19 protein-coding genes are annotated in these 21,224 nt (G+C 51.5%); all 19 read right to left on the reverse strand.

Annotated elements, in window-relative coordinates:
- The coding region (locus CRO33_RS07055; protein WP_217992806.1) for an ImcF-related family protein at nucleotides 1–1,784 on the reverse strand (1,784 nt) is incomplete at its 3' end.
- A 404-nt stretch (nucleotides 1,785–2,188) separates the two neighbouring features.
- Nucleotides 2,189–3,307 carry a hypothetical protein gene (locus CRO33_RS24395; RefSeq protein WP_141399006.1) on the reverse strand — a complete coding sequence of 373 codons (1,119 nt, stop codon included), beginning with the start codon at nucleotides 3,305–3,307 and terminating at the stop codon, nucleotides 2,189–2,191.
- A 2-nt stretch (nucleotides 3,308–3,309) separates the two neighbouring features.
- Nucleotides 3,310–3,564, reverse strand: coding sequence for a PAAR domain-containing protein (locus CRO33_RS07060; protein ID WP_097117595.1), 255 nt, complete (start codon nucleotides 3,562–3,564; stop codon nucleotides 3,310–3,312).
- A gap of 326 nt (nucleotides 3,565–3,890) precedes the next feature.
- On the reverse strand, nucleotides 3,891–4,331 hold the full coding sequence (gene yiaA, locus CRO33_RS07065; RefSeq protein ID WP_097117596.1) for an inner membrane protein YiaA: 441 nt from the start codon (nucleotides 4,329–4,331) through the stop codon (nucleotides 3,891–3,893).
- 256 nt (nucleotides 4,332–4,587) lie between these two features.
- On the reverse strand, nucleotides 4,588–5,673 hold the full coding sequence (locus tag CRO33_RS07070) for a T6SS immunity protein Tli4 family protein (protein WP_097117597.1): 1,086 nt from the start codon (nucleotides 5,671–5,673) through the stop codon (nucleotides 4,588–4,590).
- Between the two features lie 29 nt (nucleotides 5,674–5,702).
- The gene (locus CRO33_RS07075) at nucleotides 5,703–7,289 is read right to left on the reverse strand and encodes an esterase/lipase family protein (RefSeq protein ID WP_097117598.1); all 1,587 of its coding nucleotides are present in this window, start codon (nucleotides 7,287–7,289) and stop codon (nucleotides 5,703–5,705) included.
- Nucleotides 7,290–7,291: 2 nt separating this feature from the next.
- Nucleotides 7,292–9,808, reverse strand: a complete 2,517-nt coding sequence (locus CRO33_RS07080) for a type VI secretion system Vgr family protein (RefSeq protein ID WP_441339530.1) — start codon at nucleotides 9,806–9,808, stop codon at nucleotides 7,292–7,294.
- 109 nt (nucleotides 9,809–9,917) lie between these two features.
- The gene (locus tag CRO33_RS24940; protein ID WP_097117600.1) at nucleotides 9,918–10,313 is read right to left on the reverse strand and encodes a putative T6SS immunity periplasmic lipoprotein; all 396 of its coding nucleotides are present in this window, start codon (nucleotides 10,311–10,313) and stop codon (nucleotides 9,918–9,920) included.
- 101 nt (nucleotides 10,314–10,414) lie between these two features.
- Entirely contained in the window at nucleotides 10,415–10,861 is a 447-nt protein-coding gene (locus CRO33_RS07090) for a putative T6SS immunity periplasmic lipoprotein (RefSeq protein WP_141399007.1), read from the reverse strand.
- Between the two features lie 184 nt (nucleotides 10,862–11,045).
- Nucleotides 11,046–11,387 (reverse strand): hypothetical protein, encoded by a 342-nt coding sequence (locus tag CRO33_RS07095; protein WP_097117602.1) that lies wholly within the window; start codon nucleotides 11,385–11,387, stop codon nucleotides 11,046–11,048.
- A gap of 5 nt (nucleotides 11,388–11,392) precedes the next feature.
- Nucleotides 11,393–11,659 carry a hypothetical protein gene (locus tag CRO33_RS24565; RefSeq protein WP_176505739.1) on the reverse strand — a complete coding sequence of 89 codons (267 nt, stop codon included), beginning with the start codon at nucleotides 11,657–11,659 and terminating at the stop codon, nucleotides 11,393–11,395.
- A gap of 62 nt (nucleotides 11,660–11,721) precedes the next feature.
- Nucleotides 11,722–12,126, reverse strand: a complete 405-nt coding sequence (locus CRO33_RS07105) for a putative T6SS immunity periplasmic lipoprotein (RefSeq protein ID WP_141399008.1) — start codon at nucleotides 12,124–12,126, stop codon at nucleotides 11,722–11,724.
- Nucleotides 12,127–12,161: 35 nt separating this feature from the next.
- Nucleotides 12,162–12,719, reverse strand: coding sequence for an ImmA/IrrE family metallo-endopeptidase (locus CRO33_RS07110; protein WP_097117604.1), 558 nt, complete (start codon nucleotides 12,717–12,719; stop codon nucleotides 12,162–12,164).
- On the reverse strand, nucleotides 12,706–15,345 hold the full coding sequence (gene tssH / locus CRO33_RS07115; RefSeq protein ID WP_097117605.1) for a type VI secretion system ATPase TssH: 2,640 nt from the start codon (nucleotides 15,343–15,345) through the stop codon (nucleotides 12,706–12,708). The genes CRO33_RS07110 and tssH overlap by 14 nt, the downstream gene beginning before the upstream one ends.
- Nucleotides 15,346–15,498: 153 nt before the next feature.
- The gene (hcp, locus tag CRO33_RS07120) at nucleotides 15,499–15,990 is read right to left on the reverse strand and encodes a type VI secretion system effector Hcp (protein WP_058960474.1); all 492 of its coding nucleotides are present in this window, start codon (nucleotides 15,988–15,990) and stop codon (nucleotides 15,499–15,501) included.
- A gap of 4 nt (nucleotides 15,991–15,994) precedes the next feature.
- Nucleotides 15,995–17,650 carry an OmpA family protein gene (locus tag CRO33_RS07125; RefSeq protein ID WP_176505740.1) on the reverse strand — a complete coding sequence of 552 codons (1,656 nt, stop codon included), beginning with the start codon at nucleotides 17,648–17,650 and terminating at the stop codon, nucleotides 15,995–15,997.
- Nucleotides 17,650–18,300 (reverse strand): type VI secretion system protein TssL, short form, encoded by a 651-nt coding sequence (tssL, locus tag CRO33_RS07130; protein WP_097117606.1) that lies wholly within the window; start codon nucleotides 18,298–18,300, stop codon nucleotides 17,650–17,652. The genes CRO33_RS07125 and tssL overlap by 1 nt, the downstream gene beginning before the upstream one ends.
- Entirely contained in the window at nucleotides 18,297–19,634 is a 1,338-nt protein-coding gene (gene tssK, locus CRO33_RS07135) for a type VI secretion system baseplate subunit TssK (RefSeq protein ID WP_097117607.1), read from the reverse strand. Before tssK ends, tssL begins: the two co-directional genes overlap by 4 nt.
- 14 nt (nucleotides 19,635–19,648) lie before the next feature.
- Nucleotides 19,649–21,196, reverse strand: a complete 1,548-nt coding sequence (gene tssC / locus CRO33_RS07140; protein WP_097117608.1) for a type VI secretion system contractile sheath large subunit — start codon at nucleotides 21,194–21,196, stop codon at nucleotides 19,649–19,651.
- Between the last annotated feature and the right edge of the window lie 28 nt (nucleotides 21,197–21,224).

Genomic DNA, 21,224 nt, shown 5'->3' on the forward strand with positions numbered 1-21,224 from the left:
ACCAGCGGCGACTGTCTGACGTCTGCCATCAGCGTGAGCTGGTCGATAGCGTCTGAAAGCGTCGGTGCAGGCTGCAGGCGCAGGCTGTTGAGGAAGTTCAGCCAGGCTGCGCTGTAGTCGGCAAAGTATCGGCTGGTGAGCCGCGCCTCCAGCGCTTCGGGTGAGGAAGCATCACCAGCGGGGGGCGGCGCATCACTGAGTACCCAGTCCATCTCCTCACGCCGCTCCCGCGCCACCTTTTCAATCGCGGGTTTAACGCCATCTTCCCAGGCCTGACGGGTGAACATGCCGGGAACAACTTCATCGGTGGTAAACAGCCGACCGGCATCCGTATCGCCGGTCATATCGGCCAGTCGCAAATCGGCGTACTGGTGCGTTACATCTGACAGCACCCTCTGATACTGGCGGGACTCGCTGTTGGTCACCCCCATCAGGCGAACCAGCAGGGCGCGCACCTGCCCGACCAACTCCGGGTCTGCTTTCAGCGCCCACTCAGGATGAGCATTGAGATTATCTGCATAGAAGGCCAACAGCGGACTCCCGGCGCCCTGCCAGTATGCCTTGTCCACACCCTGTCGCTGCGTCCAGTTCTGCATCAGCGTCTGGCTGAACCAACTGGGATCTATACGTTCAGGGCGCGTCAGCATCAGATACAGTCTGAGCTGTGTGTAGGCCTGCTTTGACTGCGTTTCCCGCAATGGGCTGTCAGGTGGGAGTGCGGCATAGGCTTTCAGCGCGTCAGTAAGCTGCAAGGCTGCGGCGTCGCGTAGCAGGGGCAGCGCCGCCTGACGGTAACGAGGCCACAGGGCAGACAGCAGTTCTTCGTTCTGATTCAGTCCGAGGCGGCTGTACCAAGGCGTACCATGCTCCTGGCGATACTGTAATTGCCCGATCGTATCCTGAAGCACGCCCATCGCAGCAAGCCGTTGTTTTAAAGACTGACTGCTGTCAGAAGCGTTTTCAGTCACCTGTACGGCATCACCGATAATGCTGCGATTGGCGGCGAAAGAGACCAGCATTCCTGCTCCCCACAGTACCACCAGCACACAGGCGGCTGCGGCGAGAATGCGATTCCACTGCATGCCATAGCGAGACGGGCGAAGATGAGCAGGGAGTTCATTTGAAGACGCAGGCAGCGCATCCCAGCGGTTATCGCGTATCCAATGGTGTGGCACCGTAAGTGCCGTACCTTCCGATTGCGGGCTGAACACCATCCCCGCCAGCGGCAGAGAGCGATGAACACTCTGCAGCGGAGAAAGCAGCGTAGTTATCGATTCAGGCACACGCGCCAGCTGGTCCGCGAGGCTCAGCAAAAAGTGATGCTGCGGCGAGCCCGCCACCTGCTGGGTCCCCTGCGCGATGAGATCCGCCGCCAGTGCCGCGAGCAATGCATCGTGATTATTGGTTGTGGAAGTCTGGAACCCAACGGCCTGAGTTATACGGCCAGATTGCCTTCCAGCCCGTGTATGCAATGACCAGACGAACAGCGGCAGTCGCCAGCCGAGCATATTGCAACGAGCCGATAAGGCATGTGCGGTGGCATCCATCGCGGCACTGGAAGGTTGCGCAGTAGTGGGCAACCCGCCAATGTCGTTAAGCTGGTCGGCAGCAGAAGTCACCCAAATTATCGCGTCTGCAGGACGGCGACGCAGACGCTTTAAAGCAATCAGCCAGTTTTCATCAGTTTGAGAGGCGGGATCGCCGCCCCACAACAACAGCGTACCACTGTCCTCTTGCCAGAGTTGATTGGTCAGGCCAGGTGCCAAGCGTTCAACGTCTGACACGCTGCCCGTGATGAGAAGGATGTGAACTTTGAAATTCCAAAGACGGCCGTGTTGTTGGCGGAGAGCATAATGGAGATGCTGAAGAATAATCCGGTGATTTTCAGTTGAAGTGGTTTTTTTCTTATCTAATTGCTTGTCGTGCCCAATTATTTTTTGAGGTAAATATTGCTCTTGCTTTTCGCCAATTGACTTTTTCTGAGAAAAATGAAGAGTAAAGACAGCTATTATTAAAGCTATTACACACATCCCCCAGATTAACCAAAAATATTCAACATTTACGCCTAAGATATCCATACCACTTCTGAAAGTAGTGATCAGGAATGCACTTACGCATGCAAGCGCCACGACTAATATTGAATATCCTGTTACACTAAAACGCCGAATGACCGGCGAAGCTGCTGATGTCATAAAAACAACTTCCTTGTAATCAGACAAAATGAATAGGCTTTATCCTTGCCACCTGATATTAATAATTGAGTTTCTCCCGTTCTAATTGCAGCATCAACTAATAGTGAAATAGAAACAGGAAAGGATAGTGGTCCTGGCGGGCCAAATGAATGATTAACAACCAAAAATGGATATCGAGAAGGAAGTGCCCATTTTTTTTCTTCAGCATAGCGTACGATTGTAATCTTATCAGCCTCCTCAACTCCCGAAAGCCATACATGCTTCATTTCTGAAGCCTCCAACCTGTTATACTCTGTGAGAATATCAAGTGATTTCGTCAGAGAGTTTGAATGCAAAAATCTCCCTACACCTGCTTTGACAAGAAATGAATCACTCTTGATCATTTCTGATGAACATATAAGACTTGCGTTAATGAATTCACTATATCCACATTCAACAGAGTTAGGCCAATCCTGCAAGGTAATAATCAGTGCCATTTCTTTAATCGAACAGAATTCAGAACCTGAAAAGTATTGGTCAGTCACAGACACAATATTAGGGACAATATCCCATTGTTTAAATACAGCCTCAGAAATGTGAGATGCATCATGCTTTTCTGTTTTGAGTAAAATGATGTCATAAAGACTATTTCGATAACCAGGGCATTGTCTTTCCAGATTTTCAACTAAAAAAATAAACTTAGAGCTTAAATTTAAAAAATCGTGGTGTAGATGCCTGCATTTAACCGGATATGCTGGAATATTAGAAGGATCTCCAATTAAAGCTTCGCTTCCATTTTTTTCAGGACACAAGATTATATTTGCTATAATCGGCCTTTGCCACATAGCCCAACGCTGCCAATGAGATTTGGTAAGTTGAGTCTGAATACCCCATAATATAGCGGCATTGGAAGATTGATCATAGCGAAACCAAATAATTCCCACGAGACATAGCCATATCAACCCTGAAGGTAGCAAACCATTGATTATTATATCTCTGTAATCATGAACTTTCAGCAGAAAAATTGAAGTTAATGCACCTAAGCAAATCAAAAGAATAAAAACAATCGTCAAGAATTTAATGGATGGTTTCTTTAAGCTTTTCTTATGTGGGATGTCTGGAATCGGCCAATTCATTTTTATTCAACCATCTCATTTCGAAAGCTGATAACTTTGCAACCACATTCACATACGCAGTCGTGAACAACCACCTGAACGCCATTATCAAACACTGTAGGATCGCCTTGCTGAATGTGGTTAGAACCATGCAGTGGGCATGAAACGCTATCTCCTACTAATGCCACTTGTACACCTTCGACATACATGGTTGATGTGGCTGATATAACCTTACCGCCGTGTGTTGTTGCATCGCCTAAGCAAGTCAGTGCTGGCATATACTTTTCCTCCTATTTTAAATGGTGAGATAAAGCATTAACGGAAATGAATAAACCATGAAATATAAAAGTGAATGGTTTAAAATATTAAATAATAGAAAAATATACTTTGTTGCATGATTACGACTAAGAGTTGACTAGTTTAAACTTATTTATTCACTATATCGATAGTATACAAAAACGTGATCGCATAAAAGTTGAACCACGGCATTCCTGTCAATCATAATTGCATACTCTCAACAAAAGGTGTAATGGCCAAATAAAAATAAACATGAACAATCTTTAATTGTATAATTCGAATCGGGCGCATCACCGCCCGACAGCCATTACTCCAAAGTATTCTCAACGTTATTATTAACCGGTATCCCTTGTTCTGTGAATTGGTTATCACGGGTATTCTTCTGCACGGCTACTGCACCAAATAGCGCCATGAAGAATGACACACCGTAAAACCCTTTTTCGCTAGGCAGCAGTGTTGCATTCACCAATCCGATAACCAGCAGCGCAACTGAAAGACCAAATGCCAGTAGGCACACTCCGTAGTAAAGGCGAGTTGTGGGGAGATTTTCCTGGCGATCGCGAACCGTTTTTTGCAATGAAACCGCAGCAAACAGCGCAAGAATCAGCACAGAAAAATAGTAGCCTTTTTCATTTAGCTCCATCCCTGCCTGCCACAAACCGGCCAAATAAACCACACTGCCGCCGATCATGGCAATCCAGGAAATAGCGATAAATGCGGGTGAAACAAGGATATTCTGCGTTTTCATAGGATTTCCTTTAATTTATTAAAAATAAGTTAAAATGTTAAAAAGACCTGCCGCCGGAATTAAATTCAGACCAATGCACCAGGGCATTGCGCCCTGTGCGCATTTTTCAAACAGCCGTTGACTAAAAACAGTAAAAATATTCGGATTGAATAGGTGGTTGACATTGCATGGGAGAATGTCTGGCAATAGACAGGCGACATTCAGTGCAAAAAAACATATATGTCATGCGGTTGTACTAATGATTAGGTAAAGCAGGCTATTTTGCTATCGCATTTGGGCGGATACGGATAGTGTCGGTAACCTGCTGCCAGATACTTACAGCTTCGGCCTCTGTAAGACGTCCCTCGCCCTCAAGGCCCTGCTGCAGGAACGTCAGAGATAACATTGGATGCTTGGGCGATGCCGTTTTTTCATTGATATTAATGACAAATCGGAGGGCTTTTTCACCGTAGGTGTCACTAAGCAATCCCTTTGCCAGCCACTGTTCTGCATACAATCCATTGATGCTACGGCGTCCATTGGAGATGGTATTACCTTCGGCTTGCTTGATATTGCGCTCCATCATAGCGCCTCTCTCCAGCAGGGAATCGTCAGAGTCACTGTAGTTATCGCTATCAAAATAAAATGTAACTTCAGGGTATTTTTGAGAGATGTAGTTAGCACTAATCTCCTCATTTGGCTTAGTTATTCCATCCTTTATAAACAATTCTGGCAGACAGAATCCAGGTTCATTTGGTATTTCATTCTCCTGCTTACCGGAAATACGCCTTAGCAAATCAGTTAGCTCAACCAGTTTATTAGGAACAGTATTTCCATAGATTTCAGGTGTTTGTTTACGTTCTTCATCATAACGCGACGATAATCCATTATCAGCTTCAATGGTGATTTCAACAGCAACACCATTAGTGTAAAGGTGAGCTTCAAGGATATGTGAAGCGTCAACAATTTGGGTACTCTCATTTCGTTCAAATATCACCCCCTCCATACCATCAGGTAAAGAATAAACTTCCTTGAGATAAGGCATATCCACTGGCTTCAAGGTTTTCGTGGCTGATAGTTCAGCCTCTCTTAAGCGGATTTTGTTTTCGAACGCTGGACGATAGATCCGTTTGTATACTAATTGTGATCCATCAATAAACACCAATACATCGTCAGGCTTAATAATGAATGTTTCCGGCAGGTCAATCAAATAACGCCCGATACATCGGGTAGTTCCTTCCTGTAAAAAATGTATCACGTTCTTACGCTCCTCTGAGGTTAAATTTACTCTTGGTGAGCACCAGCTATATCCGTACCATCCAATAATACCAACACCCAATACAAGCAAAGTGGCGGTGACCATTTTGATTCTCATTCTTGCCTCAGTGTGATTTATTGTATTTTCTGAACGATTTTCACTAGAGCACGTAGTGTAAACTGTTGTGCCAGTAAGTTCTGGAAGGCTGGTTCATGTTCGACTGAAACCTGAAACCGTGCTTGTAATGAGTGTTCATTGATGCGCCCTGAGCGCACGGGTACAGTACCGTCTCCCGCCTCTTCTGCAGGCAACAACTTGTAAGTCTGATGAATACCTTTTGCCCAGCCGCTACCGGACAGGGAAGAGGCAACATTTCTCTTGTCTGACATTTCTGTTTTATTCACAGCACGACCAGTCAGCCCATCACGCTGGCGGTTCCTATTAAGCCATGCTTCAATCTGTGGAGTACTTGCCTGCCAGCTAACATCTCCATAGGATTTGTATGACTCATCTGCACTGTAGAAGGACCAGGTGTTATGGTGAAACTTTCCAGAGAGATCCTCAATAAAAGGCATAACTTCACGTTGTAATATTTTTTCAAACGTTCTCCAGTCCCTATCCCGGTCTGCCTGACTGAAGCTTTTACCGGGATTAATAAACTGATCCTCGCACAGTCCCCACCACTGGTCCTGTTTAAGATAAATTTCGCTATAGGGACATTCGTTTGGAAGTGCATATATTGTTTTGTCGTCTATTATCTTTAACCAGCCTAGGCCATATTCTCTCCCCGGCAACAATTGCAGAGGTCCGGGAGCCTGAGAGAGTACAGCGGTCATAGTTTCAGCATCTGAGCCCAATACTTTCGCAACTCCCCAGCCTTTAACGTTACCTGCACCGTTTTCTGTCCCAGCCTTCATTCTGCGATAAGTGGCTGCGGCTCCCAATGCTGGCATCACGCCATGTATCACGCCAAGTACCTTATTTTCTCCTCCGAGGATTTGTGTATAGTGCCGAGCAACAAGCCCCCCCATAGAGTGGGTAATCAAAATAACCTTCTCGCACTGCCGTCCTTTTAGCCGATAGAACTGGATTTTTTCATCAATGTATTTGTTCAACGCAACAGCTGAAACGGCGTTAGACTGGAGCCAATTATACCCCATAGCAAAGACAGGGAAGAGGTAACGGAAAGTCAAATCTACCTCTTCCTTACTAACTGATGTATCACCCACTTCTAGTTCAAGCGCGGTTTTAAGCAGATTAGTGCGCTCATTAGAATGACCATTTTCAAAGTCATTGAGAGTGTTTTGCAGCCAGTCAAGAAAAGTACCATAACTTTCATAACCTACTGTTCCCCACCCACGTTCCCGGCGAGTTTTAAGTAAAAAGGGTTCTTTTTTATCATCTATTTTTCCACCGTCATCCACAGTTGTCTTTTTGGGATCCAACTTTTTTCTTCGCGTTTTCGCATTTTCACCAAACCAGTACAAAACAAGTTCTTTTTTACTATCTAGCCGCCAGATATTTCTTGCTTGCTTATCGTTATTTCTCAAATTGCTGCCCATTACACCCGGTATAAAAATGACTGGAATAACCCGGTCTGGATACACGACACATCGCTGTAAAATGTTTTTTTCTTTAGGCGTGGTAAACAACTGATAACAAGCATTACCATCCTCATCAAATGTCGGCTCAATTTTTGGTGTCGTTTTTTCCTCAGACATGACTAACGCTCCTTGTTCAAGTTTAAATTGATGCTGGCAATGTCAGGAAAGCTTTGAGGGGCTATTTTCCCTGCAGCATCTGAAGTCGCCAATGTCTTCCCAAGATCACTAATCACATTCCCCTGATGACTTTTTACCGCTTCTTTGGTTCCTGCCCGGATGAGTTGCGTGTTGAGTTCATAATTACCCTGTTGCCAGGTATTAAACATTTCGCTTGCGCTTTGACCACCGAATTTTTGCCATACCGCTGCGCGCTGAATAATTTTATCCGGGGCACCGCTCTCTACTTCACCGTCTCCTATTCTCAGATAAGCACCACCGCTACCTACCAGCAAAATATCCTGTTTTGCACGTATGATAACTTTACCTTCGCTACTACTGATACGTACATCCTGGAATGCGTCCAGCAACATCTCATCACTCTGAGACTGAATTTCGACTTTCCCCTTAGCTGCTAGTAACTTCAGTCCCAGCTTTTGTGCAAACAGGCTGATTCTTTCGCCCGCTGCCACCGTAAAAGCTTTCATTACGCTGAAGTCAGTGTTTTTACCGCTGGTTGCAATGAGGTTTTCACCTGCTGACAGTTGCAGACTTTTACTCGTGGCCTGCGCGATGCCACCAGGCGCTGAGAGTAGTAACGCAGACTGCCTAAGCTCGGTGATGGCATCACTCAAAAGCGACTTCTGGGTTTGTAAATCCGCCAATTCGGCTTTTGCCATCTCTGCTGCACTTCGCAAGGACTCAGTTAATTGCTGCGCCTTTTGAAGTTCGCTAAGAGCATCTTGCATCGACAACATCTTCCCATGTGCCTGAGGCTGAATATCCGCAGTGATAAACACGCCTTTGCCACCACGGATAGCGATATGATTATCAGTCCGTAGCTCTGCTCCTTCGCCACGAAGCTCACGCCGCGCATCGACATTGTGCCCCAAATTAAGCTGCGTCTTACCCCCATACTCCGTGCTGAGTTTGATATGTTCCTCACCACGCTTATCCTCCATCCGCAGTTTGTTCAGGCCCGCGGTGCGTATAACGTTGCGAGTACTGTTTTTTTCGGTAACGTGATCCACATGCCGTGAATCATGCAGCGCATGAGCAATATACGGCTGATCCGGGTCTCCCTCACGAAACGCTATTGCCACCTCCGTCCCCTGTATCAGCGGGAAGTGGAAGCCGTACATATCTCCACCGTAAGGTTTCGCGAGGCGAACGGGCATGCTTTCCAGGCCGCGCGCTCTACCCTCCTCGTCCGCATCAAACACTACACGGTATAACCCGGATGCATCCTGCCAGGCATAGATGTCGTTGTCTTTCGCACTGGTCACGCGCGCCGTCATGGTGCCGCTGACTTTAGGACGGGCAGGCAGTGCGGGACGCCAGCAAAGCGTCTCACTGTAAGGCACGGCATTCAGCGTGGCCTGGAAGGCTGAACGTCGGCTCGCACTCACATTGATCTGGGTGATTAAAACGGGACTCTGCAGCTGTGCAGGCAGCGTGGGTATGCCTGTTTCGGTAACAGATAAAACATGTCCGGGGCTGATGAAAGCATCGTTGCAAATACCGGATATCAGCGTCTGCCGGGCAAGAAAACGTTCATGATCGAGACGGGCATAAAAGTTTGCTGTCTCGCTCTCCGGAGCAAACTTATCGCCGCTGTAAGGATGGCGGGGACGATAGTGATAAACCTCCCCGTAAGAGATGTTGTCGCCATCACCCCGCGTCATATCGGCCTTCACCGACCGCAGCACGCGCTGTGCCTCGCGATGGTTGTAATCCTTTGCTGTCACACCCGCTTCAACTACGTTATGGGTCAGATTCAGGTTCCAGACGGATTCCTGAGCATTGTCTTCCAGACCCGAGGGACTGTTCAGCGGCAGCGACTTCTGATCGGAATAAGCGCTCTGCGCGTCACCAAAACGGATGACCTCAGTCTGAGTGTCTGGCTGAAGTGTGAAGTAATAGAAAATGCCGATTTCAGACAACAGACGCTGTACAAACTTCAGGTCACTCTCCTGATACTGGTTAATCTGCTCTCTTTTGGGGTAGTCATGCTTCAGGCTGAATTCATATTCCCACCCCTGAAAACCATGCTCATCCAGTATCTGACTGACGACTTCCGGAACGGATTTATTCACAAAGAAACGGTGTGAGCGGAATTGTTTATCCAGAAGCGCAAAGCGGGGTTCAATAATAATGAGATAACTAACCTGGTCTGCGGAACCCGTCAGACGGCGGAAATCGGTGATATAACCGTGAACAATCTTCTGCGATTCGAATTTCTGCAGAGGTCCAATGCCCATAATCAGCGTTACCGCTTTGCGCAGCATCTTCTCTGGCGAGATGTCTTTATCGGGGCTGGTGAAAAGCACGTCATATTGGTAATTCGCGCTCAGCACTTCCGTACCGTTCAGACTCTCAACATCAATAACAGCATTGCAGGCGGGAATGTGAAGAGAGTAGCGATTCTGGGTAGACGATAAAACCGATGCTGCGCTAAGTAACATTTCACTTGGGGTCATTGTCATTCGCTCCGTGATGACGGATGGTTCAATCCCTTTCAGGAATGCGGGTTAGATAAGAATTCAGTGTATTGAGTTGAAACGGTCAGGCATTTAATAAAATTAAACGCTAATATCCGCGGCCTATGTAATAGGTGATTTCGTTTCGCTGAAGGGGAACGCTGATAACGCCCGTGTTGTAAACTTTAAAAGCCACGGAAAAGTTCCTGATCGGTTTACGCTTGGTCTGAGTTGTCAGACCAAACTGAGCAACATAAACAATTTCTGAACTGTTGATAATGTCCTCAGTCAGGCAGAGAAGCAGACTGTTATCGGTTCTATATTCTGCTATTCCTGGCTGCTTAACAGAGTTCCGATTTTCTCTTTCAAAGAGGTAAAAATATGAAAATGAATAATTATCAGGTTTTAATACAGTGAAGCATATGCGGCCATCAACTTTGCTGACCAACGTTTGCTGAGAAGGTGTAAATTTATCGCCAATACAACCTGACAATACAAACACCATGAGTAAAGGGGCGTTTTTTAATATCGATGACACACCTGAAAATAATTGCCTTTCTCTTAATGCATTATAGAAACTTGATGGGGTTAAGTATTTACAATAAATCAAATTCTTCTACCAAGATAATGTACAACCTCATCCTGTTGCAATGGAATATTCACAAAATCTCCATCTTTAAATTCCATCGCAGTGGAGAAAACCCTTAGGTTCTGACGATTTTTACTCGGTTTTAGAACAAACCTTACAATATATTTCCCCTTAATTAAATTCATGGAAGTAAAATCGCTTAAGCATATACACTCATTATTGACCACCTCCACAGCATCCCTCCCCACAAACTCTCTATTTTCGCTTTGCCCCCGCTTAAAAATTGTTACATTTCCTACAGTAACATCATCGGCGCGCCTGACTTTAAAACATACTTTATTTCCTTTACCTTCAACTTCAGCGACTTCAGAAAACGTAACCTTGTCTCCAACACAACCAGTTGTGATAAATGCAACAATCACAGGCAACCAATTTACTTTTGGGATGAAATAATCCTTCAACATGGAAAACCTCAGAGAACACATCTATACCTTTCATCGAGAACAAGCTGGTTACGTTCGTTTGCTAACGATATTTAAAATTCCGTTTTTCCGTCAACATAATCTCACTCAGAGATGAAGCTAGGGAAATAATCTTCTCTTTTTAATGGGAAATTATAGACCCGACTATTCTTCAACCTTATGGCCGCTACTTTTCTAAAGGATGGAAGTGTTTCCAGTCTGTACAATAGACCATAATGAATAATATACTCTTTTTTTCTGATGCAGGCAACCAGGATAATGGCATGCAACGTTTATTATTTAATGCTATTAACTCGCTGCCATCGATTGTTTTCCTAAGCCCTGAGCCATCTTTATTTTTTATTGAAAAAATACTGAAATAATACGCTTTGTTCTGGGCTATATTCATACATAGCATATCATCAATAACGCTCATATCGGCATCGCGTTCAAACCCGACAGGATCTTCTCCCAAAGTACACCCGACTATAGCGAAGCATGTGAATATGACAATGAAATATAATTTCATAGATTTCACCATGGAAAACCTCTTAATGCTTTCATATAAGCTAAACAGGCTTCAGGCTCACTCAATGCTCTAACAGATTTGACATGGTCATACAACCTTAACTCATTCCATCGACCAAATCCCCACTCAGTAAGAATATAGTTATCAGCAATTATTTGAGCCTGTTGCTCCAGCGAGTATTCACTCAATAGTCGGCCGTCAAGATCATAAGCATAAGTAGCCATACAACTGAGCATACCGCGATAGATAACGCACATAGCCTGATTACTCATAAGACGAAGAAACGCCCTATGTATGAAATTAGTGCTGGTCAGTCCGTTGATAAACTGAACCGCTAATATCCCCGCCCCATGTAATAACTGATTTCGTTTTGCAGCAGCTGAACACTGACAAATCCCGTTTTGTCAGCTTTGAAAGCCACAGAGAATTTCCGAATCGGTTTATGTTTGGTCTGTGTCGTCAGACCAAACTGCGCAACATAAACAATTTCTGAATCGCTTGCTGTGTCCTCAGCCAAGCAGAGAAGCAGGCTGTTATCTGTTCTGTATTCTACTATTTCTGGCTGCTTAACAGAGTTCCGATTTCCTCTTTCAAAGAGGTCAAAATATGAAAGTGAATAGTCATCAGGTTTTAATACAGTGAAGCAGATGCGGTCAGCATCTATGCTGAGAGGAGCAGTATCTGAAAGCGTGAACCTGTCTCCTAGACATCCTGCCAGGAGAAATACGATTACTAACAAATCCAACCTGCAACTAATTCTTCTCTGAGGTATATTCACCAAGGGAATCCTCTCAACGCATGTTTATATTTCTGCGAAATAAGAGACTCATCCAGGTTGCCGTCCAGCGTGACATAACTTCGACGCCGATACTCCAGAAATGTATTATACCCCTCACTCGCCAGTAGAAAATTATCTGCAATAATTTGTGCCTGTTGCTCCATCTGATACTCACTCAGTAGCCGTCCATCCAGTTCATAGCGATAGCTCGCCAGCCAGCTTATGAGCCCCCTGCATATTACGCACATTCCCTTTTGGCGCTGCCATATATGGCTGAGCTCGTGTATAAAAGTATGTCTGTCCGCAAGGTCGCTCTGAGCCAGGTCAGCAAAATCGTTCCGGTAAAGTGGCGGACGGTAATATATTTCTCCCGTTGGCGTCATGGCAACAGCTTCATTTTGCAAACCAAACGGGAGATAGCTGTCTTTATGGATCCATACCTTGTGATAATCAATTTTGTCCCGGAACACCGTCCTGGCAAGCACGATTTCCCCTTTACTCATCAGCCGCAGGCTACCTTCTTTGGCTGCCGCATCTCTTTCAGTTTTGTTCATGAATGAGATTCTCAAATGTCATCAGCACACCGTCCTCATCGTTCCAGTCCAGGCTGAGAGTGCCAGGCAACTGCCCGCTGGCCTGAGACTGCAAAAGCTGCTGACTCAGCACCGGTAGAATCTGCTGGTTGAGCAGGTTATCGACGTTGCGTGCGCCAGTGTCTGGCAGCAGGCATGCGACGGTCAGAGCATCGTACAGCGCGTCCGAAATCTCCGTGCGCAGACCGTAGTGGCGTTGTAGCCGCTGGCTGACCTGGCCGAGCTTCATTTCGACGATGGTGCGCATCGCCTCAGCAGCCAGTGGGCGGTAAATCACCGTCTGGAAGCGCGCCAGGAGTGCGGGCTGGAAATGGTCGCGGATAACCGGGCGCAGCAGTTCCTGCAGGTCAGCTTCACTGGCGTCCGGCTGTTCGTCCAGTTTCTGCATCAACGCGTCGCTGCCGAGGTTAGAGGTCATCAGGATAACGGTGTTGCGGAAGTCAATCTCCCGCCCCTCGCCGTCGCGCATGAGGCCCCGGTCAAAAACCTGATAAAACAGGTTAATCACGTCGCGGTGCGCCTTCTCCACCTCGTCAAGCAGTACCACGCTGTACGGGCGTTTACGCACCGCTTCGGTCAGCACGCCGCCCTGCCCGTAGCCCACGTATCCCGGCGGCGATCCCTTCAGCTGGCTCACGGTATGCGCCTCCTGATACTCAGAGAGGTTGATGGTAATCAGCGATTTCTCGCCGCCGTACAGAGTGTCGGCCAGTGCCAGCGCGGTTTCCGTTTTACCCGTACCGCTGGTGCCCACCAGCAGGAACACACCCTGTGGCCCGTTTTCCGCAGTCAGGCCGGTTTTCGACGCTCGCAGGCGCTGTGCAATGGCGTTCAGCGCCACCGGCTGGCCGACCACACGCGCTTCCAGCGCCTTCTCCAGCGTCAGCAGTTCCGTCTGCTCGTCCTTCATCAATGAGGAGAGCGGCACGCCGGTCCAGTCGGCAATAACCCCCGCCACCGTGCGCGCGTCCACGTCCAGCGTCATCAGCGGCTCGCCCTGCTGCAGCGCGTGCAGGGCAGACTGAAGTTCAGCGCGGCGCGCCTGCTGAGAAGCATCCTGCCGGCTGAGCAGCAGCGTTTCCGTCAGCTCGCGCTCGGCCACCCAGCTCAGCTCCAGCTGTTCGAGACGTTCATCAGCGCTGGCCAGTTCTTTCAGAATGTCATGCATGCGCGCCTCCTGAACGGTGCCGCCCAGCGCTTCATCATCCAGGATGGCGTGCTTCTCAATATTCAGAGCATCGGTGCGGGCACGCAGCTGCGTGATTGCTTCCGGCACCGTGTCCTGGCTCATGCGAACGCGCGCGCTCGCGGTGTCGAGCAGGTCTACCGCCTTGTCCGGCAGCTGGCGTCCGGTCAGGTAGCGACGGGACAGCGTCACGGCGGCGCGCACGGCTTCATCGGTGATGTGCACGCCGTGGTGCTGCGCGTAGCGAGACTTCAGGCCACGCAGCATCAGGCAGGCGGTCTCGTCGTCCGGCTCATCGACTTTCACCATCTGGAAACGGCGCTCAAGTGCGGCATCCTTCTCGAAGTACTGCTTGTACTCGCTCCAGGTCGTGGCGGCGATGGTGCGCAGTTCACCGCGCGCCAGTACGGGCTTCAGCAGGTTAGCTGCATCCGCGCCGCCTGCCTGATTGCCCGCACCGATGATAGTGTGCGCCTCGTCGATGAACAGCAGCACCGGCTGCTCAGCCTGCTGCACCTCCGTAATAATTTTCTTCAGGCGCTGCTCAAACTCACCCTTCACGCCCGCGCCCGCCTGCAACATGCCAAGCTCCAGGGTGCGCACGCTGACCGTGCTCAGGCTGGCTGGCACGTTGCCTTCCGCAATGCGCAGCGCCAGCCCCTCGACCAGCGCGGTTTTGCCCACGCCTGGTTCGCCCACCAGAATCGGGTTGTTCTTGCGGCGACGCGAGAGGATGTCCACCATCTGGCGGATTTCATTATCGCGCCCATACACCGGGTCAATCTTCCCGCCCCGCGCGTCGGCGGTAACGTCGCGGGTGAAGCGGGACAGCGCCTCAGCGGTGGTAGCAGGCGCAGCGCCCGCCAGCGCAGGTGGCTCGCCCTCCTCTGCGTTCAGGCTCCCCAGAGGTTCGTTCGGCTGCAGCGCGTCCGGGCGTTCGTCCGACTGCTCGTCCAGCAGCGGGCGCAGCGCCGTCATCTGGCGCGGGCTCAGCGTGAGGATTGGCCAGAGTGCGTCACAGCGAGTCAGCGAGTGGTTGCCAATGATGGCTGTCAGCAGGTGTACGCTACGGATGCGCTCCTCACCGTCCACCGAGGCCGCCAGCCAGGCCTCCTTCAGCAGGTGGTGCAGGCGAGCCGAAAGATCCGGGCGGCTGCGCACCAGGCGAGGCTGACCATCCAGAAAGCTCAGCAGCCCCTGCCAGACGCCGTCCATGTCCCACTCATAGCGCCTGGCCATGACTGTGATATCGCCCTCACCCTGCTCCAGCAGCTTCAGCAGCCAGTGCTCGGGGAAGATTTCCGCGTGCACGCGGGTCTGGCACAGTGAGGCGGCGGCCTCCAGCGCGCGGGCGCAGAAGGGGTTAAGACGGCGCAGCAGCGCTGCAGACTGGTGTTCCATTGGTATTCTCTCCGTTGCTGGCACGCTACCGCCCCTGGCCGTAAACCGAGGCCCATAAGGTCTGTAGTATCTGCACATCTGTGTGTTTTTCAGGCGTGCACCCGCGCGCAGGCGCACGCCTGAAAAAGCGGACGGCGAACCGTCCGCACGGACTTACGCGGTGGCGCGTTCGTTCCAGGAATCGGAATGAATGATGTTGCCGTCCTTGTAGGTCCAGGTGATTTTTTCGTAGCGCAGCTCAATCATCTCCAGATGGTTGTGCTTCTCTTTGGAAGGATCTTTAATGTCGTGCATGACAGGATTCACCTTCACCACCTTCACGTTCTCAAGCCTGGTGTTGAAGTACTCGACTTCCTGTCCTGCATCGCTGATGCGATACCACTTGAACTCCGCCGACTTTAAGGTCTGACCGGTAGTCACGGCCTTGTAGAGGTACGGGCTCGACGAGTCGATTTCCTTGGTGAACAGGAACGGCGTGTGAATGCGGGTGCCGGTCAGCTTGCCGGTGTTGTTGTCGGTCGGGATGTACAGGTTATGCTCCTGTGCCACCACCTCAATGCTGCCCTCGCGGTCCTGCACGTCTACTGAACCCTTGATGTCCGCGCCGCCGTCGTCCTTCAGCCACAGATAAACTGGAATTGCCATGTTGTTACTCCTTTTCAGACTGAGAATGGCCATCATCCTGTGATGACCGGGTGTGTGCGTCCGGCACGCGGCAGGCGTCCGCCTGTGGCACCAGACTGATTTCGACCCGGCGGTTGAGCGCACGCCCCTCCGCCGACTCGTTTGTTGCAACCGGACGATCCTGACCGTAGCCCTGTACCGCGAAGCAGCTCTCCGGCACATCGCCGGTGTCACGCATCCAGTCGCGCACCGCTCCGGCGCGCTGTAGTGAAAGCGCCTGGTTGAGCCGGGGATTGCCGGTGCTGTCGGTATGGCCAGCGACGACAATCAGCCAGCCGGGTCGTGCCTTGATGCCCACCAGTGCATTGATGAGTACTTTGTCGGACCCCGCCCTCAGCGCCGCTTTGCCCGATTCAAACAGCGACAAGCTGTCAAGCAGCACCGTCTGCGGTCCCTCCACTACCTGCTGAATCACGGGTGCTGGCGCGGGGGGCGGTGCCCAGCGATGGATGGCTGCGTTTGCCGGCGCAATGAGCCGCAGGCCCTGATAAAGTCCCACGCCATATCGCAGTGGTTCACCGCTGCGCTGCCAGGCATCCAGCTGCGTGCGGTCATGGATAAGCACATCGCGCGCAAGTGTTTTCGCTGCAACAGCCCCCTCCGGCAGGCTGTGCCACAGCGCAAGGTGATCGGCCACGCTGCGCACAAGGCGCTGGTTATGAATAAAGGAAGCAAGCATGGCCAGCGCCAGAAACAGGCCCAGCATCATTCCGACCCTGCGCGCCGTTCGCAGCGAGCGGCTGATACCCTGCCGCTGCGGCATACCGGACAGCAGCACATCCGGCAGCGGCAGTGAAGGCGGAGACGCATAGTTTTCAGGCGACAGTGTGGTCAGCCCGACGGTATGCTGCTGCCACAGGTTGCCCGACAGCGACGGCACTGGTGTCAGGCAAACGCCGATCTGGCAGGGGCTCGCGGTGCGCGAAGCCGCGAACTGCCCCGCATACCATTGCATCAGGCTTTGCAGTCTGAGTGCGTGATGAAAATGCAGGGGATCCCGGGTGATCCACTCCGCCAGCGAAAGGCGGGCGTCATTTTCAGGATGAAACTGTAATTGTTCTGGCGTATAGCTGAACCAGTGCGTGCGCTCATCCACTGACGAGCCCCATATCACGGCCCACAATGGCGGCAACCCTTTCAGCACAACCCGGCACTGTGAATAGGCCCGCAGCCATCCACTCTGCTGCTGTGTCAATATGTCAGCGGAGGTGTGCTGCCCGGGGATGATCGCCAGCATCACTGAAAGCTGAGGTAGCAGCGCCGAATACTGCTGTGCCAGCCGCTCCGCCAGCGCGGGCAGTTCGCCAGGCTTGCGCACGTTCAGATACCACCCCAGCCGGGTCTCCCGGTGTGTCAGATCACCAAACAACGGTGCCGTATCCCCGATAACCAGAATTACCGGCCCGCAATAGGTTTCCGGCGGCAGGCTGGCATCAATGTCCGGTTGGTGATCAGTGGCATTACGCTGCAAATGCCACAGAAGAAAACCGGCCACTAGCAGCACCAGCACACAGAGCGCCACCGTGTTCAACGGCTTCAGTCCCGAAAAGCCCACTACCAGCAGGATAGCGAGCACGGCTGCCAGCAGCGTCAGGCCCTGACGTGAATCGGGTCGGACCATTACTGTGCACCTGCCATGCGCGACACCATCTCTGCCAGCCTTGACTCCAGCACGAACCAGAGCCCGCCAAGCAGCACGACGGCCATCGCCCAGCTCAGCCAGTAAAAGCGGCGTCCGCTGCGCAGACCTGCGGGGCGTACCACCAGCGGCGCATCTTCCGGCAGCGCAAAAGGCGGCACGCGGGCAGCCAGCGCACTCACCACGTCTTCACGACGTTCGTCATCCTGCGCACGGTAATGCCCGACGAACCCCAGCTGCAGGGTGCGGTAAAAGCAGGTCAGCACCGTAATGTCCGCTGCGGGTTCGTTCAGCACGGTGCGGATACGATCCCAGAGCGCTTCACCGCCGTTCAGTGAACCAAAAAAGCGCACCTGCAACGGATCACGGGTCCAGCGCAGCCAGCCATCGTCCTGACTCCCTCTGTTTAGCACTGCCTCATCCAGCAGCACGCAGAAGGCATAAAGCATGTGGTCACGGCTGGCCTCGCTGAACCCGGCCTCAGTCAGCGCCTCGCGGGCTGATTTCACCCAGCCCGCCGCGCGTCGGTATAGCGCGTCGCCGTTTTCAATTTGCTGTCCGCAGCGCAGCTGGCTGACCATCAGCCAGCCCTGAAAAAAAAGACGCTCTGTCAGTTTGTTGGGATTATTCATGAGCGCAGCACCGCGTAGAGTTCCAGTTTCAGCTCACCGAGCGATTCCGGCGTGTAGAAGGTACAGCCACCGGAGGACAGCATTGCCCGGGCCGCGTCCGTTGAGAGATCCAGCGCGAAATACTGATTTTCCAGGCGTAACGGGATGGCCGCCGGGACATGCGGCAGCGGGCGGATGACCATACCGCTCAGCGCGATATTCACTACCTCTGACACATCGTCCTGGCTGCCTGCCTTGCACAGCAGCGGGAAACGCGCCTGAAGTTCATGATTTGGCAGCGAAGAGCGCACGGACAGATAGAAATCCGCCCCTTCGCGCAGGCGCGCATCGTGCAGCCTGCCCTTCCACAGCACCCCCTGTTTTTCCAGGTCGATGGCGATCACGCGGGAAGGCAGGCTTGCCTCCAGCAGCGTATCCAGCAGCGTGAACAGCGGCGGGAAAACCTGCTCTGGCGCGTTGTGTCGGTAGGCTGGGATATCGTCCGGCGCGTTCTCGAGGGAAAACGTCAGCAGACTCCCCGCAAGGCGCACCAGCTCACGATAAAGCAGTTCAGGATGGCGCGACGGTGACTGGTACAGCTCAGTCAGCACCGGCTCAGCGCTGTTCAGCGCATTGAGCAGCCAGAACAGGGAAACGTCGGACACGGCAAAATCCGCCATGCGTTCGTTACTTTCGCGGCGCAGTTGCATCAGACGTTGACGGCGTGCCTGCAGGCGATGAAGCAGGTCACCCAGCGCCGCGACCAGCCCCGGGCTCGCAGCCAGTGACAACATGGGGGGAATAAACGTGGTGTCGCGCATCCACTGCCCCTGAGCGTTGCGCACCAGACGGGCAACCGGACAAGTCAGGTACGACACGTTTTCCTGATGCGCCAGCCGCAGGCGCAGCGCATAACGCTGTACCGCAATCTCGGTACGCTCGTGACCGGCCAGCTCCTGCACGCGCTCCCGGGTGGCGACCCAGCGGCGCGGACGTTCGCTGTCCGCCCCGTTCTCCAGATTACCGCCGTTGGCATTGATCAGCGGCAGCGCCAGTACCACCTCTACGCTGTCCCGATCCATCACATCAGTCAGCTCACACACCGGTGGCAGTGTGTCAGCCAGATGGGTATCGACCAGTGAGCCATCCGCAAAGCGGACGGCAATGTGCGTTGCATTCAGTTTTGACAGCGCCAGCGCGCTATCATCGAACTCCGCACATAGAACGCCCCAGGGGTGTGCCAGCGTCATGCCAGCGACAGTACCTGCCACATGCGCGTCCCACATAGCCTGCTGCTGGAACTGTTGCGGCGTCAGAAACGCGCCGTCTTCCCATAACGGACGGTAAATTTTCATTCCGGATAGCCGCCTTACGCTTTCGCTTTTGGCATCTGAGATACCAGCGACAGATTGACGTCCATGCCTTCCACCTGGAAATGCGGCACTGCGAAGAGTTTCACGCGGAAGAAGCCCGGGTTATCTTCGATATCTTCCACAATCACTTTGGCATCGCGCAGCGGATGTGAAGCCTGCAACTCATCACCCGGATCGGTCATTTCAGTCACCAATCCACGCACCCAGGTATTCAGCTCCAGTTCCAGCAAGCGGCGATCTTTGGTGGTGCCGATGTTTTCGCGCTGAATCAGCTTCAGATAATGCGCGATGCGTGATAGCAGGAAGATGTAAGGCAGGCGCGCATTGATGCGACTGTTGGCGGTGGCATCTGCGGTGTCATACAGCGCCGGTTTTTGCGCGGAGTTTGCGGAGAAGAAGCAGGCGTAATCACGGTTCTTGTAGTACGAAAGCGGGATAAAACCGAGGTTCGCAAATTCAAACTCGCGGGTTTCAGGGATCATCACTTCAGAAGGGATTTTTACCTGATTGCCGGTGCCGAGGTCATAGAGGTGAATCGGCAGATCCTGCACCGCACCACCCGCCTGTGGGCCACGAATCTGCACGCACCAGCCGTTGTTGATAAAGCTTTTCACCATGTTGGCGGCGAAAGCGAAAGACGAATTGGTCCAGAGATACTTATCGTGGTCCGGCCCTTTCACCTCTTCAACATAGTTAAAACTGCGCACCGGCACAGTATCTGGTCCGTACGGCAAACGGCCCAGCACACGCGGCATGGTCAGGCCGATATAGCGAGAATCATCGGTGTCGCGGAAGGATTTCCACTTGATGTATTCCGCACGATCGAAGTAGTTGCCGATGTCCTTGATGGCAGCCACTTCTTCCATGGTTTCTTTGAGGAAGAATGCCGGCCCTGCAGAACCGATAAACGGCATATGGGCCGATGCAGCAACTTTCGAGATATTACGCAGCAGCGCGATATCCTGCGCAGAGGCATCGAATTCATAGGCAGAGATCACCGCGCCAATCGGTTCGCCGCCCGGCGTGTCGTACTCGGCAACGTAAGTCTGCAGGTACAGGCCGCTCTGGATAATTTCCGGTGCGTCTTCGAAGTCCTGACGCAGATCCTCTTTCGACACATCAAGCACTTCCAACTTCACGTTCTGACGGAAATCAGTTTTATCCACCAGTGATTTCAATCCACGCCACACCGATTCCACCTTCTGGAATTCGTCATGGTGCATCACCGCATCTAACTGGCGGCTGATCTGATAATCCAGCTCGGCAATGTGTTGATCCAGAAGGTTTTTATCCAGTTTTTCGACTTTCTCACCGCTGATTTTTAAGCGATGAAGAAACACCTGCATCGCCGCCGTGACGCGCTCGTCAGCAGTGGCATCTGACATCGCCTGATTGTCTTGCCAGACATTCAGGTCACTCAGTGAGCTAACCGGATGGAGATTAATTTTGTCGAACAGCGAGGCGTACACACCTTCCGCTGCAGAGTTTTCAAGCACGGTGGTGCCACCGGAAGACAGGGTTTCATTCTGAACTGACATCAGCATCGTCTCTCATTTAGTCCGTTAAAAGGGG

The organism is Pantoea sp. GL120224-02 (assembly GCF_900215395.1).
GTDB lineage: Bacteria > Pseudomonadota > Gammaproteobacteria > Enterobacterales > Enterobacteriaceae > Pantoea > Pantoea communis.

Excerpts from the sequence above, each read along its gene's own strand:
- CRO33_RS24395 (WP_141399006.1), bottom strand. The coding sequence starts at position 3,307 with ATGAATTGGCCGATTCCAGACATCCCACATAAGAAAAGCTTAAAGAAA.
- CRO33_RS07060 (WP_097117595.1), bottom strand. The coding sequence starts at position 3,564 with ATGCCAGCACTGACTTGCTTAGGCGATGCAACAACACACGGCGGTAAG.
- yiaA (WP_097117596.1), bottom strand. The coding sequence starts at position 4,331 with ATGAAAACGCAGAATATCCTTGTTTCACCCGCATTTATCGCTATTTCC.
- CRO33_RS07070 (WP_097117597.1), bottom strand. The coding sequence starts at position 5,673 with ATGGTCACCGCCACTTTGCTTGTATTGGGTGTTGGTATTATTGGATGG.
- CRO33_RS07075 (WP_097117598.1), bottom strand. The coding sequence starts at position 7,289 with ATGTCTGAGGAAAAAACGACACCAAAAATTGAGCCGACATTTGATGAG.
- CRO33_RS07080 (WP_441339530.1), bottom strand. The coding sequence starts at position 9,808 with ATGACCCCAAGTGAAATGTTACTTAGCGCAGCATCGGTTTTATCGTCT.
- CRO33_RS24940 (WP_097117600.1), bottom strand. The coding sequence starts at position 10,313 with ATGGTGTTTGTATTGTCAGGTTGTATTGGCGATAAATTTACACCTTCT.
- CRO33_RS07090 (WP_141399007.1), bottom strand. The coding sequence starts at position 10,861 with ATGTTGAAGGATTATTTCATCCCAAAAGTAAATTGGTTGCCTGTGATT.
- CRO33_RS07095 (WP_097117602.1), bottom strand. The coding sequence starts at position 11,387 with ATGAAATTATATTTCATTGTCATATTCACATGCTTCGCTATAGTCGGG.
- CRO33_RS24565 (WP_176505739.1), bottom strand. The coding sequence starts at position 11,659 with ATGAGTAATCAGGCTATGTGCGTTATCTATCGCGGTATGCTCAGTTGT.
- CRO33_RS07110 (WP_097117604.1), bottom strand. The coding sequence starts at position 12,719 with ATGAACAAAACTGAAAGAGATGCGGCAGCCAAAGAAGGTAGCCTGCGG.
- tssH (WP_097117605.1), bottom strand. The coding sequence starts at position 15,345 with ATGGAACACCAGTCTGCAGCGCTGCTGCGCCGTCTTAACCCCTTCTGC.
- hcp (WP_058960474.1), bottom strand. The coding sequence starts at position 15,990 with ATGGCAATTCCAGTTTATCTGTGGCTGAAGGACGACGGCGGCGCGGAC.
- CRO33_RS07125 (WP_176505740.1), bottom strand. The coding sequence starts at position 17,650 with ATGGTCCGACCCGATTCACGTCAGGGCCTGACGCTGCTGGCAGCCGTG.
- tssL (WP_097117606.1), bottom strand. The coding sequence starts at position 18,300 with ATGAATAATCCCAACAAACTGACAGAGCGTCTTTTTTTTCAGGGCTGG.
- tssK (WP_097117607.1), bottom strand. The coding sequence starts at position 19,634 with ATGAAAATTTACCGTCCGTTATGGGAAGACGGCGCGTTTCTGACGCCG.
- tssC (WP_097117608.1), bottom strand. The coding sequence starts at position 21,196 with ATGCTGATGTCAGTTCAGAATGAAACCCTGTCTTCCGGTGGCACCACC.